14 protein-coding genes are annotated in these 15,939 nt (G+C 74.8%); 7 read left to right on the top strand and 7 right to left on the bottom strand.

Going from position 1 to position 15,939, the window contains the following annotated elements; all coding sequences use genetic code 11:
* The first annotated feature begins 2 nt into the window (after nucleotides 1–2).
* The 3 genes from AMK11_RS04475 to AMK11_RS04465 all read left to right on the top strand — a co-directional run bounded on the left by AMK11_RS04475 (nucleotide 3) and on the right by AMK11_RS04465 (nucleotide 4,717).
* On the top strand, nucleotides 3–884 hold the full coding sequence (locus AMK11_RS04475) for an ABC transporter permease (RefSeq protein ID WP_073723196.1): 882 nt from the start codon (nucleotides 3–5) through the stop codon (nucleotides 882–884).
* 191 nt (nucleotides 885–1,075) lie between these two features.
* A complete protein-coding gene (locus tag AMK11_RS04470; RefSeq protein ID WP_073723194.1) occupies nucleotides 1,076–2,644 on the top strand; it encodes a vWA domain-containing protein in 1,569 nt (522 codons plus the stop codon).
* Nucleotides 2,645–2,788: 144 nt separating this feature from the next.
* On the top strand, nucleotides 2,789–4,717 hold the full coding sequence (locus tag AMK11_RS04465) for an AMP-dependent synthetase/ligase (protein WP_073723192.1): 1,929 nt from the start codon (nucleotides 2,789–2,791) through the stop codon (nucleotides 4,715–4,717).
* Between the two features lie 84 nt (nucleotides 4,718–4,801).
* Here the strand turns inward: AMK11_RS04465 and rdlB are convergent, their stop codons facing one another.
* Complete coding sequence (gene rdlB, locus AMK11_RS04460; protein ID WP_073723190.1) at nucleotides 4,802–5,194, bottom strand: rodlin RdlB; 393 nt, start codon at nucleotides 5,192–5,194, stop codon at nucleotides 4,802–4,804.
* A gap of 262 nt (nucleotides 5,195–5,456) precedes the next feature.
* Here rdlB and rdlA point away from each other — a divergent pair, with 262 nt between their 5' ends.
* From rdlA to AMK11_RS04445, 3 genes are all read left to right on the top strand, one after another.
* Entirely contained in the window at nucleotides 5,457–5,849 is a 393-nt protein-coding gene (gene rdlA / locus AMK11_RS04455) for a rodlin RdlA (RefSeq protein ID WP_073723188.1), read from the top strand.
* A gap of 290 nt (nucleotides 5,850–6,139) precedes the next feature.
* Nucleotides 6,140–6,367, top strand: a complete 228-nt coding sequence (chpD, locus tag AMK11_RS04450; RefSeq protein ID WP_073723186.1) for a chaplin ChpD — start codon at nucleotides 6,140–6,142, stop codon at nucleotides 6,365–6,367.
* Nucleotides 6,368–6,502: 135 nt separating this feature from the next.
* Entirely contained in the window at nucleotides 6,503–7,291 is a 789-nt protein-coding gene (locus AMK11_RS04445; RefSeq protein ID WP_073723184.1) for a chaplin, read from the top strand.
* A gap of 84 nt (nucleotides 7,292–7,375) precedes the next feature.
* Here the strand turns inward: AMK11_RS04445 and AMK11_RS04440 are convergent, their stop codons facing one another.
* Entirely contained in the window at nucleotides 7,376–8,668 is a 1,293-nt protein-coding gene (locus AMK11_RS04440; protein ID WP_073723182.1) for a carboxylate--amine ligase, read from the bottom strand.
* 141 nt (nucleotides 8,669–8,809) lie between these two features.
* Here AMK11_RS04440 and AMK11_RS04435 point away from each other — a divergent pair, with 141 nt between their 5' ends.
* Nucleotides 8,810–10,018 (top strand): glycoside hydrolase family 26 protein, encoded by a 1,209-nt coding sequence (locus AMK11_RS04435; RefSeq protein WP_073723180.1) that lies wholly within the window; start codon nucleotides 8,810–8,812, stop codon nucleotides 10,016–10,018.
* Between the two features lie 28 nt (nucleotides 10,019–10,046).
* On the opposite strand, the gene AMK11_RS04430 is transcribed toward AMK11_RS04435, so the two are convergent.
* From AMK11_RS04430 to murJ, 5 genes are all read right to left on the bottom strand, one after another.
* Nucleotides 10,047–11,174 (bottom strand): GNAT family N-acetyltransferase, encoded by a 1,128-nt coding sequence (locus AMK11_RS04430; protein ID WP_073723178.1) that lies wholly within the window; start codon nucleotides 11,172–11,174, stop codon nucleotides 10,047–10,049.
* 47 nt (nucleotides 11,175–11,221) lie between these two features.
* On the bottom strand, nucleotides 11,222–11,953 hold the full coding sequence (locus tag AMK11_RS04425) for a lipopolysaccharide biosynthesis protein (protein WP_241846887.1): 732 nt from the start codon (nucleotides 11,951–11,953) through the stop codon (nucleotides 11,222–11,224).
* Nucleotides 11,950–13,110 carry a glycosyltransferase gene (locus tag AMK11_RS04420; RefSeq protein ID WP_073723176.1) on the bottom strand — a complete coding sequence of 387 codons (1,161 nt, stop codon included), beginning with the start codon at nucleotides 13,108–13,110 and terminating at the stop codon, nucleotides 11,950–11,952. Before AMK11_RS04420 ends, AMK11_RS04425 begins: the two co-directional genes overlap by 4 nt.
* Before the next feature lies 1 nt (nucleotide 13,111).
* Nucleotides 13,112–13,801, bottom strand: coding sequence for a polysaccharide deacetylase family protein (locus tag AMK11_RS04415; RefSeq protein ID WP_073723960.1), 690 nt, complete (start codon nucleotides 13,799–13,801; stop codon nucleotides 13,112–13,114).
* 91 nt (nucleotides 13,802–13,892) lie between these two features.
* Nucleotides 13,893–15,686, bottom strand: a complete 1,794-nt coding sequence (gene murJ, locus AMK11_RS04410) for a murein biosynthesis integral membrane protein MurJ (protein ID WP_383581357.1) — start codon at nucleotides 15,684–15,686, stop codon at nucleotides 13,893–13,895.
* Nucleotides 15,687–15,939 lie beyond the last annotated feature (253 nt).

Below are 15,939 nucleotides of genomic sequence, written 5' to 3'. Positions count from 1 at the left end.
GCATGAGCACGCTGGCCGACCGCGCCGCGGCCCCCGGCCCCCGGGAGGTCGCCGAGGGCTACCGCGCGGGCCGCACGCTGCCCGTGCGGGTGGAGCTGGTCCGGCAGCTGAAGCGGCGGCGCACGCTCGTGATGGGCGGCATCCTGTTCGCTCTGCCGTTCGTGCTGCTCGTCGCCTTCCGGATCGGCGGCGAGCCGGGCGGGGCGAACAACCAGATCAGCCTGATGGACTCGGCCACCGCGTCGGGGGCGAACTTCGCCGCGGTGAACCTGTTCGCCTCCGCCGGCTTCCTCCTCGTCGTGCCCGTCGCCCTGTTCTTCGGGGACACGGTCGCCTCGGAGGCCGGCTGGTCCTCCCTGCGCTACCTGCTGGCGGCACCGGTGCCCCGCGCCCGCCTGCTGTGGTCCAAGCTGGTCGTCGCCCTCACCCTCAGCCTGGCCGCGATCGTGCTGCTGCCGCTGACCGCGCTGGCCGTGGGCACGGCCGCCTACGGCTGGGGCCCGCTGGAACTGCCCACCGGCGGCAGCCTGTCCACCGGCACCGCGGCCGAGCGCCTGGCCATCACGGTGGCGTACGTCTTCGTCTCGCAACTGGTCACCGCCGCGCTGGCGTTCTGGCTGTCCACCAAGACGGACGCCCCGCTCGGCGCGGTAGGCGGCGCCGTCGGCCTCACCATCATCGGCAACGTCCTGGACGAGGTGACCGCTCTCGGCGGCTGGCGCGACTTCCTGCCCGCGCACTGGCAGTACGCCTGGCTCGACACGGTCCGCCCCGAGCTGGACTGGACCCGCCTGATCCAGGGCACGTCCCTGTCCGTGACGTACGCCCTGGTCCTCTTCGCCCTGGCCTTCCGGGGCTTCGCCCGCAAGGACGTGGTGTCGTAGGGCCCGTCTCCAGGCCCCCGGGGAGCCGGGCAGACCTCGGCGAGGTCACCGGAGGATCACCCACCGGTCTCGGCGGCACGCTCCCGTGCCCACTTCGAGACGCACCCGTGACGCCCCGTGCCGCACGTTCCGCCCTCCCGCGACGTCACAGTCACGTACACCGGCGTCAAAGGAATCAGGGGGCACGGAAAATGAGGCGACACCGGACGCGAAGGCCGATCGGCGCGCTGCTCGCGCTCACGGCGGCGGGCGGCCTGCTGCTCACCGGCTGCGGGGGAGGCGACGACGCGGCGCGGGGCGCGACGGACACCGCGGTGGACTCCCGGGGCAGGGGCTCCGCGCCGATGCCCGCACCCGACCGACCGCGCGGCGAGGGCGGACAGCGCCACGACGGGGGCGCGACCACCGGCGGGACGGGAGACTCCCGGGAGATCGCCCCCGAACCCGACCACCTCTCCACCTTCGCCCTCGACGTCGACACCGCCTCCTACGGCTACGCCCGCCGCACCCTGTCCGAGGGCCGGCTGCCCGACCCGTCGACGGTCCGCCCCGAGGAGTTCGTCAACAGCTTCCGCCAGGACTACGACCGCCCCGACGGCGACGGCTTCACGGTGACCGTGGACGGCGCCCGCACCGACGAGGAGGACTGGTCCCTGGTCCGTGTGGGCCTGGCCACCCGGGGCGCCGAGCAGGAGGGCGACCGCCCGCCGGCCGCACTGACCTTCGTCATCGACGTCTCCGGCTCCATGGCCGAACCCGGCCGCCTCGACCTCGCCAAGGAATCCCTCGGCACGATGACCGACCGCCTGCGCGACGACGACTCGGTCGCGCTGGTCACCTTCAGCGACGAGGCCGAGACCGTCCTGCCGATGACCCGGCTCGGCGAACGCCGCGGCCGGATCCACGACGCCATCGACAGCCTGGAGCCCGCCCAGTCCACCAACCTCGGCGCGGGCGTCGAGACCGGTTACGACACCGCCGTCGAGGGCCGCCGCGAGGGCGCCACCAACCGCGTCGTCCTCGTCTCCGACGCACTCGCCAACACCGGCGACACCGACGCGGACGCCATCCTCGAACGCATCGCGGACGAGCGCCGCGAGCACGGCATCACCCTCTTCGGCGTCGGCGTCGGCAGCGACTACGGCGACGCCCTGATGGAACGCCTCGCCGACAAGGGCGACGGCCACACCACGTACGTGTCGAACACCGAGGACGCCCGCGAGGTCTTCTGCGAGCGGCTCCCGCGCCACATCGAGCTGACCGCCCGCGACGCCAAGGCCCAGGTCGCCTTCGACCCGGAGACGGTCGCCGAGTTCCGCCTCGTCGGCTACGACAACCGCCGCGTCGCCGACGAGGACTTCCGCGACGACCGCGTCGACGGCGGCGAGGTCGGCCCCGGCCACACCGTCACCGCCCTGTACGCCGTCCGCGTCCGGCCCGGCGCCGACGGCCACCTCGCCACGGCCACCGTCCGCTGGCTCGACCCCGAAAGCCGCGCCCCGCACGAGGAGTCCGGCGACGTGGAGACCGGTGACCTCGGCGACTCGGTGTGGGAGGCGGACCGCGGCCTGCGAGTGACGGCGACCGCCGCCTACTTCGCCGACGCCCTGCGCTCCCCGTACGAAGGCGACGGCGCCCTGCCCGGGGCACCCCGCCTCGGCGAACTCGCCGAACGCGCGGGCGCGCTGGCCGACCGCACGGAGGACCCGGACGTCCGGCAGCTCGCCACGGCCGTCCGGCAGGCGGACCGGCTGACCTGATCCGGCACGCGCCCGTCGGCGTACGCGCCTGTCGACACGCACACCCGTCGGCCCTTGACCCCTTACGCATGAGTAAGTTTACTCCCAAGTAAGTAAAGGGAACAGGCAGCGCAACACCACTCCGATCCGCGACCGGGAGCCGACATGGGCGTACGCAGGGACCTGAAACGGGCGAGGCGGCGCGGGGACCTGGTCTCCCGCACGCGGACCGAGACCGTCCGGGACGCGCACGGCACCGTCCGCGAGGCCCGCACCGCGCCCTTGGCGTCCCGCCCCACCACGGGCAGCACCGCCGACATCCCGTTCACCAACGCGGCCGAGGCCCCCGGCGCCGTCGTCCTGCGCCGCGAGGTGAACGGCGTCTGGGAGCCGGTCACCGCGGCGGAGTTCGCCCGCGAGGTGACCGCCGTGGCCAAGGGCCTGATCGCCGCCGGTCTGGAACCCGGCGGCCGGGTCGCCGTCATGTCCCGCACCCGCTACGAGTGGACGGTCCTGGACTTCGCGATCTGGACGGCCGGCGGCCAGAGCGTCCCCGTGTACCCGACCTCCTCCGCCGACCAGGTCGAGTGGATCGTCCGCGACTCCGGCGCCCGGCACGTCGTCACCGAGACGGCGGCCAACACCGCGACTGTCGTGGCCGGCACGTCCGGTCACGACGAGCACCCGCGCGCCTGGGAGCTGGACGCCGGCGCCCTCGCCGACCTCACCGCCCTCGGCCTGGGCGTCACCGACGAGGAGGTCACCAAGCGCCGCACCGCCCTGACCCCGGACTCGGTGGCGACCGTCTGCTACACCTCCGGCACCACCGGCCGCCCCAAGGGCTGCGTCCTCACCCACGCCAACCTGCACGCCGAGGCCGCCAACACGGTCGAGCTGCTGCACCCGATCTTCAAGGAGGTCACCGGCCAGACCGCCTCGACCCTCCTCTTCCTCCCCCTCGCCCACATCCTCGGCCGCACCATCCAGATCGCCTGTCTGCTGGCCCGCATCGAACTCGGCCACTTCCCGAGCATCAAGCCCGACGAACTCCGCCCGGCACTCAAGCAGTTCCGCCCGACCTTCCTGGTCGGCGTCCCGTACCTCTTCGAGAAGATCCACGACACGGGCCGCGCGACCGCCGAGAAGATCGGCCGCGGCGCCTCCTTCGAACGCGCCCACCGCCTCGCCGTCCGCTTCGGCGCGGCCCACCTGGAACGCTTCCTCGGCCGCGGCAAGGGCCCCGCCCCCGCCCTGTGGGCCGGCTGGGCCCTGTACGACCTGCTGGTCTACCGCCGGGTCCGGTCGGAGCTCGGCGGCCGGATGCGCTACGCCATCAGCGGCGGCTCCCCGCTGGAGCGCGACCTCAACCTGTTCTTCTACGCCGCCGGAATCATGGTCTACGAGGGGTACGGCCTCACCGAGACCACCGCCGCCGCCACCATCGTCCCGCCGCTCGGCCCGCGCCCGGGCACCGTCGGCCCGCCGATCCCCGGCACGGCCGTGCGCATCGCCGACGACGGCGAGGTGCTGGTCAAGGGCGGCATCGTCTTCGGCGCCTACCGGAACAACCCCGGGGCCACCGACGCCGCCCTCACCGACGGCTGGTTCGCCACCGGCGACCTCGGCTCCCTCGACGACGACGGCTACCTCACCATCACCGGCCGCAAGAAGGACCTCCTGGTCACCTCGGGCGGCAAGAACGTCTCCCCGGCCGTCCTGGAGGACCGCCTGCGCAGCCGCCCGCCCGTCGCCCAGTGCCTCGTCGTCGGCGACAACCGGCCCTTCGTCGCCGCCCTGGTCACCCTCGACCCGGACGCCGTCGCCCACTGGCTGGCGGTCCGGAAGCTCCCCGCCGGCACCCCGCTGTCGGAGCTGGTCCGGGACGAGCGGATGCGCGCCGACGTCCAGCAGGCAGTCGACCACGCCAACGCCGCCGTCTCCCGCGCCGAGTCCATCCGCGCCTTCCGCATCGTCGACGGCGAGTTCACCGAGGAGAACGGGCTGCTCACCCCGTCCCTGAAGGTGAAGCGGCAGGCCGCGGTGACCGCCTACGCCGACGAGATCGAGGCGCTGTACGCGGCGCCGGGGAGCTGATGCCGGGGCACCTGATGGCCCGGTCCCGGGCACGCGAAAGGGGCGGGCCGCCGATGCGCTCGGCGGCCCGCCCCTCGGCCGGTGTCAGCCCTCGCCGTTGCCGGACAGGATCGAGACGTCCTCCAGCAGGTGCGCCAGCGCGCCGTCGCGCTTGGCCTGCGTGGAGTTCTCGGCGCACTGCTGGTTCAGGTCGTCCGACAGGACGTTGAGGTCCTGGATCGGGACGAGCCCGATGACGCTCACCGGGATCTCGCTCACCGCGATGCACGGCTTGTTGAACGAGCCCTGGATGAGCGCCATCTGCGGGCTCATGTTGCCGTGGGTCGCCGAGTTGCCGAAGTACTGCGAGGCGCCGTTGCCGTTCGCGGAGACGGGGCCGCTGTCGTCGCCGATCGCCATCGCCTGCGGGGCCGCGGCAGCGGAGGCGCCCATGACGGAGGCGGCGATCGCCGCGTAGGCGACTACCTTCTTGATCATTTGGCCAGTCCTTTCTGAAAAACCCCGTCCACCGGAGCGCTCTGGTCAACTCCGTGTACGCGGCCGGGTTTCTCCCGTTCACTCGGTCGGCGGACAGGGGGAAATCTGTGCGGGTCCGTGCTTCCCCGCGCTTTCCCGGCGTCTTTTCCAGGTGTTTCGAGATGTCGTGCGGGCCAACCGGGTGAACGCCCGCAACCAATCACTCCGCACCGGGTTGATGAGGCCGTAGGACAGTGCGTCGCTACGACGAAAGGAACGCGAAGTGCTCAAGAAGGCAATGGTCGCCGCGGCGGCTGCCGCTTCTGTGATCGGCATGTCCGCTGCTGCCGCCCCCCAGGCCCTGGCCATCGGGGACGACAACGGACCGGCCGTGGCCAACGGCAACGGCGCCTCGTCGTCGTTCGGCAACTCGGCGACCGACGGTGACATGAGCCCCCAGCTGTCGCTGGTCGAGGGCACGCTGAACAAGCCGTGCGTCGGCCTCGAGGACATCAACGTCGCCGTCATCAACATCGTCCCGATCCAGGACGTCAACGTCCTGGCGGACGACCTGAACCAGCAGTGCGACGACAACTCCACGCAGGCCAAGCGGGACGGTGCGGTCTCGCACGTCCTCGAGGACCTGTCGGTGCTGTCGGCGAACAGCGAGGGCTGAGCCGTATCCCGCCCGGCACGGGCGGCCCGCTGACTTCCCCGCGGGCCGCCCGTGCCGTGACCGGGCCGGGCTTTTCGCCGGGCGAGCGGAATGACGTCGTCGCTCTCCTGGGGGAACGGCCGGGCCGTGTTGTGATGCATCCGGGTGAATTTCCCGGTGTCCCACGTTCGGTAGTTTCCCCGGCCGTCAATTCCTCGTTTGCAGGCTGCAGGTCATGGTGCGAGCCGTCAATGCTGTGCTCGCGCGGTTTCGGCCGTCATTCAGTCATGACCGCAGAGAAGGGAAAGTTCATGAAGAAGAGCGCTGCTGTCGTCGCGGGCGCGATCATGGCCCTCGGCATGGCCGCCCCGGCCTTCGCCGACGCCGGTGCCGAGGGTGCCGCCGTCGGCTCCCCGGGTGTCCTGTCCGGCAATGTCGTCCAGGTCCCCGTGCACGTGCCCGTCAACGTGTGCGGCAACACCATCAACGTGATCGGTCTGCTGAACCCGGCGTTCGGCAACGAGTGCGAGAACGACTGACGTCGTTCCGCACCGACCGGCTGCGTCACGGCCGGCCTTGACCAACTCGTTTGGTTCGGGGCCGGCTTTCCCCCTTTCTGCGGCCTGCCCGCAGCCGGTACTCCAGCCATCTCTACCAGCAGGAAGACAACGAGAGTGCGACAGACCCTGAGCAGGGGGATGGTCGCGGCAGCCGCCGCGACGGGCATCCTTTCCCTGTGCGGCAGCCCCGCCCTTGCCGACTCGCATGCGGACGGGGCCGCCAAGAACTCGCCGGGCGTCGCGTCCGGCAACGCCGTCCAGGTGCCGGTCGACGTGCCGGTGAACGCCTGCGGCAACACCGTCGACGTGATCGCCGCGCTGAACCCGGCCTTCGGCAACGAGTGCGAGAACACCTCGGACGAGCACACCGGAGACTCCGGCTCCGGCTACGGTTCGGACGACCAGAACGGCGGGTACGGCGGATCGCACGCCGACGACGTCGACACCGCGTCCGGAGCCGTCGCGGACGGCGAGGCCGTGGGCTCGCCCGGCGTCGGCTCCGGCAACGCCGCGCAGGTGCCGGTCGACGTGCCGGTGAACCTCTGCGGCAACACCGTCGACGTCATCGCGGCGCTCAACCCGGTCTTCGGCAACTCCTGCGACCAGCAGCAGGAGGAACCGCCCGGCTACGGCGAGGAGGAGCCGCCGCCCCCGACGACTCCGCCCACCGAGGAGGAGCCGCCGCCCCCGGCCGAGGAAGAGGAGCCTCCGCCGTCCGGCGAGGAGGAGACCCCGCCGCCCGCGGGCGAGGAGGAGACCCCGCCGTCTCCGCACGAGGAGCAGCCGCCGGTCCTCGCGGAGACCGGCAGCGAGGCCATGATGGGCACGGCGGCCGCCAGCGCCGGGCTGATCGCCGCCGGCGCGATCCTGTACCGGCGCAGCCGCCCGGCCACCCGCCGCTGACCCGCCCCGCCGCCCCCGGCCGACCCCGCACGGTCGACCGGGGGCGCGGTGCTGTCCGGGGCGCCGCGCGGGAAGCCTCGTCCGTCAGTGGCTGCCCGCCCGGTCCTCCTCCGAACGGTCCGCGCGGTCCGGGGACGGCGCCGGGGCCTGGCGTACGACGCGTGGGTGGGCCGGCGCCGGGGTGCGCGGGTGGGGGCGGGACCGGCGGTGCGGGCGGGTCAGGAGGCGGGCGGTCACGTGGCGCCCCCACAGGGTCCACAGGGCCCGGCCGGGCGCCCGGTCGTCCGCGGCGTGCCAGGCCAGTTCGCGTCCGTCGGGGGCGGGACGCAGGGCGCTCAGCGGCGCGTAGTTCTCCACCACGAAGGCCCGCCCCGGCCGTGGCGCCCCGTCCGGCAGCGGACGGTCGGTCAGGTCCAGGTGCAGGGCGCGTACGACGTCCAGCCCGGCGGTGTCGGTGAACAGCCGGAACTGGGCGCCCGGACGGGGGTTGAAGTCGAGCAGGTGGTAGCGGCCCGTCGTCCCGCAGCGCCGGAAGTCGAGGTCGAGGATGCCCCGGTAGCCCAGCTCGCCGGTGATCCGCTCGGCGAGCGCCCGCACCCGCGAGTTCGGCGTCCAGCGGCCGACCGCCGTCAGGCCGGCGCCCCGGGGCCTGGCGCGGGTCTTGCGGCCGGGCCCGCCCGCGCGGAGCGCGCCCGAGCGGTCGGCGTACCCGTGGAAGAACCAGTCGCGGTCCGGCCCCGGCGGCAGGAACGCCTGGAGCAGCAGCCGGCTCCCGGCCTCCTCGGCCCGTGCGTACAGCTCCCGCGCCTCCCGTGCCGACCGCACCAGCGCGGTGCTGCGCAGCCCGGCGCCCGGGGGCACCAGCCAGGGCCGGCTCCACTTCGCCACCACCGGCAGCCCCAGCCGCCAGGCGGCACGGGCGGCGTCGTCCGGTCCGTCCGGTACCAGCGTCTCGGGGTGCGGGACGTCCAGCGCCGCGCACACACCCGCCAGCTCCGCCTTGTCGGCCACCCGCCCGGCCAGCTCGCCGGGCAGGTCCGGCAGCAGGTACAGGGGCGCCAGCTCGGCCCGCGTCAGGCCCACGGCGACCGCGCACGCGTCGTCCATCGGAATCAGCACCGCGGGCCGGGCGATACGCGCGGCGACCCGGCGCAGCGTCGCCACGACGTCGGCGGGCGACGCGCCGGGCGGCGGGGGAGTGTGCAGCCGGCTCACGTAGCGGGAGGCGCCGACCGGACTGCCGGCGCAGTCGGCGACCAGGTGCACCTCGATGCCCGCGCGGCCGAGCGAACGCACGGCACCCAGCGTTCCGTGGTGAAAGGGATTCCGGTCGGTCCGCAGCAGAACGGCGGGGACGCGGGTGTCGAAAAGCGACACGGGAGACTTCCTTCGTATTCGTTCCGGGTCACCGGAGCGGGCGATCGGCCCACTCGAAAGCCGTAACCGCGGTGGCGTGATGGCATTTCATATGACTGAGTGTCAGTAATGCGTTCAATCAAGGCGAGGAAAGGAGCCGGCATGGCCGTACGTCGGACACGGACCCGGCCGGGGCGGCCGGCGTACGCGGTGGCGGCGACGCTCGCGGCGGCGGCCCTGCTGGCCGCGGGCCCCCAGGTCGCCGCCGGAGCACCGCCCCCGCCCGCACCGGCCCCGCTGGCCGCCCAGGCACCCGCGGCGGCCGCCGCCCCCGCCTTCGGCGCCTACCTCGACTACGGCCCGCGCGGCGTGGCCCGGATGGCCGAGCTGAGCCACTGGCTGGGCGGCGCCGAACTGAGCGTCGGGCACACCTACCTGCCCGGCGACCGCTGGAGCAACATCGCGGGCGCCCCCGGTTTCCTCGACGTGTGGGCCGACTGGCGCACCCGCGAGGCCGACCGGATGCTCGTCCTCAACGTGCCCATGATGGAGCGCAACGAGGAAGGGCTCGACGACGAAGAGGTGCGCGCCCTCCTGCGCCAGGGCGCCGCCGGACGCTTCGACCACCACTACCGCGCCCTCGCCGAACGGCTCGTCGAACTGGGCGTGCCGGACACGGTCCTCGTGCTCGGCTGGGAGATGAACGGCACCACGTACAGCCACCGCTGCGGGCCGGACCCCGAAGCCTGGAAGACGTACTGGAACAGGATCGTCACCACCATGCGCGCGGTGCCGGGACAGAAGTTCCGCTTCGACTTCACCCCGAGCCGCGGCCGGGACGCCATTCCCTGGACCGAGTGCTATCCGGGGGACGCCACCGTCGACATCATCGGCATGGATTCCTACGACCAGCCGCGCGGAATGCCGTTCGACGAACAGGTGACGGAACCCTACGGACTCCAGGACCACGTCGATTTCGCCAAGGCGCACGGCAAGCCCATCTCCTATCCGGAATGGGGACTGTTCCGCAACGGCGACAACGCCGAGTACATGCGGCGGATGCTCGCCTGGATGGACGAGCACAAACCCGTGTACAACACGCTCACCGACTACTGCCCGCACGGCGTGTGGCAGTGCGACGACAACCCCCGCTCCACGGCCGTCTACCGGTCCGTGCTCTTCGGCCGCACCGACGAACCCGCGCCCGAGGTCCCGGAGCCGACCACGCCGACCACGCCCACGGTGCCCCCGGTGCCCACCGTGCCCGAGCCCGCCGCCGACTGTTCGCCGCTGAACCTCGGCGACTGGGTCGAGTACTGGCTCGGCGGGAAGCTCTGCATGCGCCTCGACTGGTACTCGCGCCACAAGTAGCCGCCCGCACCGGTGGCGGCGGGGCCGGTCAGGTCCGGTCGCCACCAGTGCGCTCCTTCCGCTCCCGCCGGCGCCGCAGCAGTTCCTTGCCCCGCCGGCGCGCGGCCGCGTCGCACAGGGCCGCCGTGAGCAGCGGGGCCGTGCGCCGCCGGGCCAGCAGCAGCCGCTGGTTCGCCACCGGCTCCGGACGCCAGTGGTGCTTGTACGGCTCGTCGCCCCGCAGCAGGCTCAGCGTGGCGCGCCCCGGCGCCCGGGCGTGCTCCGCGCACGCGTCCAGCAGCATCACGGCCACGTCCGCCTTCCGTTCGCGCAGCCGAGGATGGGCGCCGTACAGATAGCCGCCGGCCAGCCGCCGCGCCAGCAGCGTCACGTCCACGGCCACCACCTCGCCGTCCATCCGGAACTCGGTGACCACCGCGTCCCCGGAGCGCACCATCGGCCCCACCGCCCGCACCAGGTGGTCGCGGAACCGGGTCCGCAGGTGCTCGCCGGTCACCTTCCGGCCCTGCCACTGCAGCCGGTGCAGCTCCAGCAGCCGGCGCAGCGCCGCGTCCACCTCGCCGGGCGGGACGGTGCGGCTGACGACGCCGAGCGCGTCGAGCCTGCGCAGCTTGGCGCGGACCCGCTGCTGGGACTTGGCCGAGGGCAGCCGGGCGATCAGCTCGGGCAGGGGCGCGGCGGGCAGTTCCAGGCACAGCGAGTCGGGCACCCGGTGCCGCGGCCCGCGCCAGCGGTCCCAGACCCGCTCGGCGGCGGCGCCCGGCCGTACCTCGCGCAGGTCGATCAGCGCGGTGCGGGCCGCCCGGGACAGCGCCCCGGTGAGCGCGGCCGCCGCGGCGTCCCCGCGCCCGTCGTCCAGCAGCACGTCCCCGTAGTCGGAGATCGCCCCGCCCAGCGGCACCAGCGCCGGGACCGGACGCCGTACGAGGGTCAGCGGCGCGGCGGCGACCAGTTCCCGGCCGTCGCGGACCAGCAGCACCCGCAGCCGGCCGGGCGCGCCGTACGAACGCCACCACGCGTGCAGCCAGGCGTGGCTCTGGAACGGGGTCGCCGCCGCGCACCGGCGGTGCAGCCGGCCCCAGTCCGCCGCCAGCGCGCCGAAGCGGCCCTCGTCGGTGACCAGTTCCGTCGTGTACGCCGGCGGCGGGTACGGCACCGGGTGCGCGCTCGGGCACGGCGCCCGGTGCGTCGCCGGGTACGTCGTCACAGCCGGTCGCGGACGTCGGCGGCCGGGGCGGGGCCGGGCACGGGCGCCGCCGCGCGGCCGGGCTCACGCGCGGCGCGGCGCGGACGGACCAGCAGTGCGAGACCGCCCAGCAGCCCGCCCGCGCTCGCCCCGACCAGCCCGGTCAGCGCGGTCGGCGCGGACGACGGCTCGGTCGGCTCGGTGGCCCGCGCGAACTGGCGCAGCTCCACGTGGGTGTCGTCGGCGGACGCGGCCGCGTGCCGGGTCAGCGCGCGGGCGACCGCGTTGGCCATGTCGGCGGCCTCCACCGGACGGGAGGAGGTGGCCGTCACCGAGACCATCGGCGCGTCCGGCGAGGTAGCGGTGCGCACGCTCTCCTCCAGGGTCGCCACCGGCACCCCCGCGTGCATCTGCGCGTCCCCGAGCACCGCGAGCTGCGTGGCGACCCGGCCGTAGGCCTGCGCGAAGCCCAGCGCGGACGCCGGGTCGGACGCGTCGGCGGGGACGGCGACGACGTAACTGGTCGCCGAGTACCGCTCGGTGGTGAGGAGGCCGTAGCCGGCGCCGAGCAGCCCGCCGGCGAGGACCCCGGCCGCGAGCGCGGACCACGGCGGCAGGGCGCGGACGCGGCGCAGGACGGGACGCAGGGCGGCGAGCGCGCGGCGGGGACGGGAGGGCGGGGCGGCCTCCTCGTCCGGTGCCGCGGGCGCCGCGGCTTCGGCCGGGGGACGGGTCATTGACTCGCTCATGCGGAACTGACTCCCTGGGGTGCCGGGGACAACGGGTGCGTGAGGGTGGCCGCGTACACGTCCATCAGCCGGGCGGCGCTGCGGGTGACGCAGTAGTGGCGGGCGGCCTCGGGCGCGGAACGCGGCCCCGGGCCCGGTTCGGCGGCGGCGCGGACCTCGGCGAGCGCGCGGGCGTAGTCCTCCGCGCCGCCGGTGACCCGCCGGGCCGTGGGCGCGGCGTCCGGGGGCAGGTCCTCGATCGCCGGGCAGGAGGCGTAGAGGACCGGCAGCCCCGAGGCCAGGCCCTCCACGGCCGCCAGGCCGAAGGCCTCCTCGGCCGACGGCGCGGCGAGCACGTCCATCGCCGAGGCGAGCGCGGGCAGGTCGGGGCCGGGGGAGCCGTCGGGGACGTAGGGGCGTTCGCCGGTGAGCAGGACACGGTCGGCGACCCCCGCCTCGCGGGCGGTGCGGCGCAGGACGTGCTCCTCGGGGCCGCCGCCGACCAGCAGCAGCCAGCAGTCGTCCGGGAGCCGGGCCAGCGCGCGGACCAGCACGTCGAACCGCTTGCCCGGGGTGAGCCGGCCGACGCCGCCGACGACGTACGCGTCCTGGGGCAGACCGAGGCGGCGGCGGGTGCGCAGGCGGGCGACCGGGTCGAAGCGGAAGCGGGCCAGATCGATGCCGTTGGGGACGACCTCGATGCGGGGCGCGGGCACGCCCCAGCGCTTCAGCCGGTCGGCGACGGTGGGCGAGACGGCGACCGTGGCGCTGCCCAGCCGCTCCCCGGCCAGGTACAGCGCGCGGACGCCGGAGGTGAGCGGGCGGCCCTCCATCCGGGAGTCGCCGAGGGAGTGTTCGGTGGCCACGACGGCGCGTACGCCGGCCAGGCGGGCGGCGAGACGGCCGTAGAGGCAGGCCCGGTAGAGGTGGGTGTGCACGAGGTCGTAGCCGCCGGTGCGGATCAGCCGGGTCAGGCGGGGCAGCGCGGCCAGGTCGCGGTTGCCGGCCATGCCGAGGTGGACGACATCGACGCCGTCGGCCGTCAGCCCGTCGGCGACCGGGCCCGGGTTGGTGAGCGTCACGACGTCGCAGTCGACGGGGAGGTGGCGCAGGAGCAGCCGCAGTTGCTGCTCGGCGCCGCCCACGCCGAGGCCGGTGATGACGTGCAGGGCCTTCACGTCACACCCCCGTCGCGGCACGGCGGCGCAGGCGGTGCAGCCGGGTCTTCAACAGCAGCCGTACGGCCGTGTCCCGCTGCCCCACGTGCACACGGGGCAGCGCGTGCGGGCCGGTGAGCGGGCCGGGGTCGATGGCGCAGGCGTACGTGTACCCGGCGGCCCGTACGGCGTCGGCGGCACGGGCGTCGACCGTGCCGTACGGGTAGCAGAAGCCGGTGACCGGAGCGCCGGTCAGCTCGGTGAGCAGGGCCCGGCTCCCGGTGGTCTCGGCCGTCAGCGTGGCGTCGTCGGCGGCGGTCAGGTCGACGTGGGTGAGGCCGTGCGAGCCGATCTCGACGCCCTGGGCCGCGGCGTGCCGGATGCCGTCGGCGGTCAGCAGGGGCTTGCGCGGCCCCAGCGGGTCCCACGCGTTGTCGCCGCCGAGCCGCCCCGGCAGTACGAACAGGGTGGCCCCGCAGCCGTGGTGGCTCAGGCGGGGCAGCGCGTGCTCGACGAAGTCGGCGTACCCGTCGTCGAAGGTCAGCCCGACCAGACCCCGGCCCTCGCCGCGGGCCCGCGCCGCCAGCAACTCGGCGACGGACACCCCCCGCAGACCGCGCCGGCGCAGCCAGCCGAGCTGCGCGTCCAGCCGCTCGGGCGTGACCGTGACGCGGTACGGGTCGTCGGAGGCGTCGCCGACGGAGTGGTACATCGCCACCCAGGGAACGGTGCCGGGGCGGGCGGCGGCTCCGGTGCGCGTACGGGGGCCGGGGCGGGGGAGGACGCGGGGGCGGGTGCGGAAGTCAGCGGGGCCGGCGGAGACGGCGGAGGCGTGAGCCGGGACGGAGGCGGAAGCCGGGACGGAGGCGGATGCGGAAGCGGAAGCTGATGCGGCCATGCGGGAGCCTTCGTGTGACGGGGCGGAGGGAACGGCGGACGGACTCCAGGGCGGGAGCGACGCCCTGGACGCCCAGGGCCAGGCCGAGGACGGCGAAGACGCCGACGACGGTCGTGGCACCGGCGGCGAGGGAGACGGCGGGGGAGCCGCCGGGACCGGTGAACCGGTCCGCGACCAGCGCGCCCACGACCGTCGCCCCGACCGCCGCCGGCACCGGCCGGCCCAGGTCGCCGAGGACGCGTGGCACGCGCACGGGGACGCTGCGCGGGCCCATCCCGGCGAGCAGCAGGGCGGCGGTGACGGTGATGCCGGCGGCGTTGGCGGCGGCGATCCCGGACACGCCCCACGGGCCGACGGTGAGGGCGCCGATCACGGCGGTGGCGGAGATGCCGGCGGCCATCGCGCCGAGCGGGTACCAGCTGGCGCGGCCCGCCGAGAAGTACGAGCGGGCCAGCGCGCCCACCACCGTCTGGCCGAGCAGCCCGAGGGCGTACACGCGCATCACGCCCGCCGTCGCCGTCGTGTCGGCGGCCGTGAACGCGCCGCGCTGGAAGAGCAGCTGGATCATCTGCGGTGCGCAGGCCACGACCGTGGCCGTGCCCAGCAGCACCACACCGGCGGCCAGCGCCACGTCCCGCTCCACCCGGTCGCGGGCCCGCTCGGTGTCGCCGTCGGCCACCGCCCGCGCCACCACCGGGAAGGTGACCGTGCACAGCATCAGCGACAGCGTCATCGGGATCTGGGCCACCTTCTGCGCGTAGTTCAGGTGCGAGATGGCGCCGGAGGGGAGCCCGGAGGCGAGGAAACGCTCGATGACGACCTGGGACTGCCGGCACAGGGCGAAGAGCAGGACGGTGCCGAACAGGGCGAGCGCGAGGGGGCGTGCCGGGTCGTCGTCCCTTTCGGTGCTCGTGGTCCGGGCCGTGCTGTCGCCGTCCTGCCGGTGGCGCAGCTGCCCGAGCAGCGACGGCAGTTGCGCCGCCACCATCAGCACGCCGCCGACCGCGACCCCGACGGCCGCCGAACGCACCCCCCAGCGTCCGCCGAGCACGAACATCGCGGTGATGATGCCGGTGTTGTAGGCGACGTAGATCGCCGCCGGTGCCAGGAACCGGCGGTGCGCGCGCAGAGCGGCGCTGCAGTACCCGGCCAGCCCGAAGCTCACGACGCAGGTGGCGGTCAGGCGGGTGCAGTCGACGGCCAGGGCGTGGTCGGGCAGCCCGGGAGCCAGGGCCCGCACCAGCACCGGCGCGGCGACGACGGCCAGCGTTCCGGCCGCGGCGAAGGCCAGCGACAGCCGGGGCAGGGTGGAGGCGACCAGGACGCGGACCGGGTCGCCGGGGGCGGTGCCCTGTGCGCGGCGGGCCAGGGCGAGGCTGAACATCGGCACCAGCGCGAAGGCCAGCCCGTCCTCGATGAGCAGCGTCGCCGCGAACTCCGGCACCGTCCAGGCCACCAGGAAGGCGTCCGTCTCGCGACCGGCCCCGAACAGCCGGGCCAGCGCCTGGTCCCGGACCAGCCCGAGCACCGACCCGGCCACCGACAGCGCGGCCGTGAGCAGCGCGGCACGGGCGAGGAGGCCTGAGGAGGGCCGGCCCTCGGCGGGCGCGGCGGCTGCCGGCTCCTGCTCCTGAGTGTCGACGGTCCGGGCAGCGGGCACCGCCGCCTCGTCCGGGGCGTGTACCGCGGGAGTCCTCACGGGGTCGTCGCCTCCCCGGGGCCGGTGCGGTGGCGGCGGCGCCCGCCGGCCCTCGGTCCCAGCACGGTGCGGAGAGCCGCACCCACCCCGGGCCACCGCCCCGACCGGGGCTCCCCACCGGGCCGGCGGCCGGTGCACGGCGCTGCTTCGACGCGCGGCACGGGCTCCGTGCACGGGGTGGACGGTGTGCGGCTGTCACGTCCCGTACTCGGGCCGCGTCCCGTACTCGGGTCGTGTTCCTCGGCCGGGTCGT

Source organism: Streptomyces sp. CB02414, assembly GCF_001905385.1.
Lineage (GTDB): Bacteria > Actinomycetota > Actinomycetes > Streptomycetales > Streptomycetaceae > Streptomyces.
Note: the sequence above shows the minus strand (reverse complement) of the source record. Positions and strands in the feature narration are given on the sequence as shown.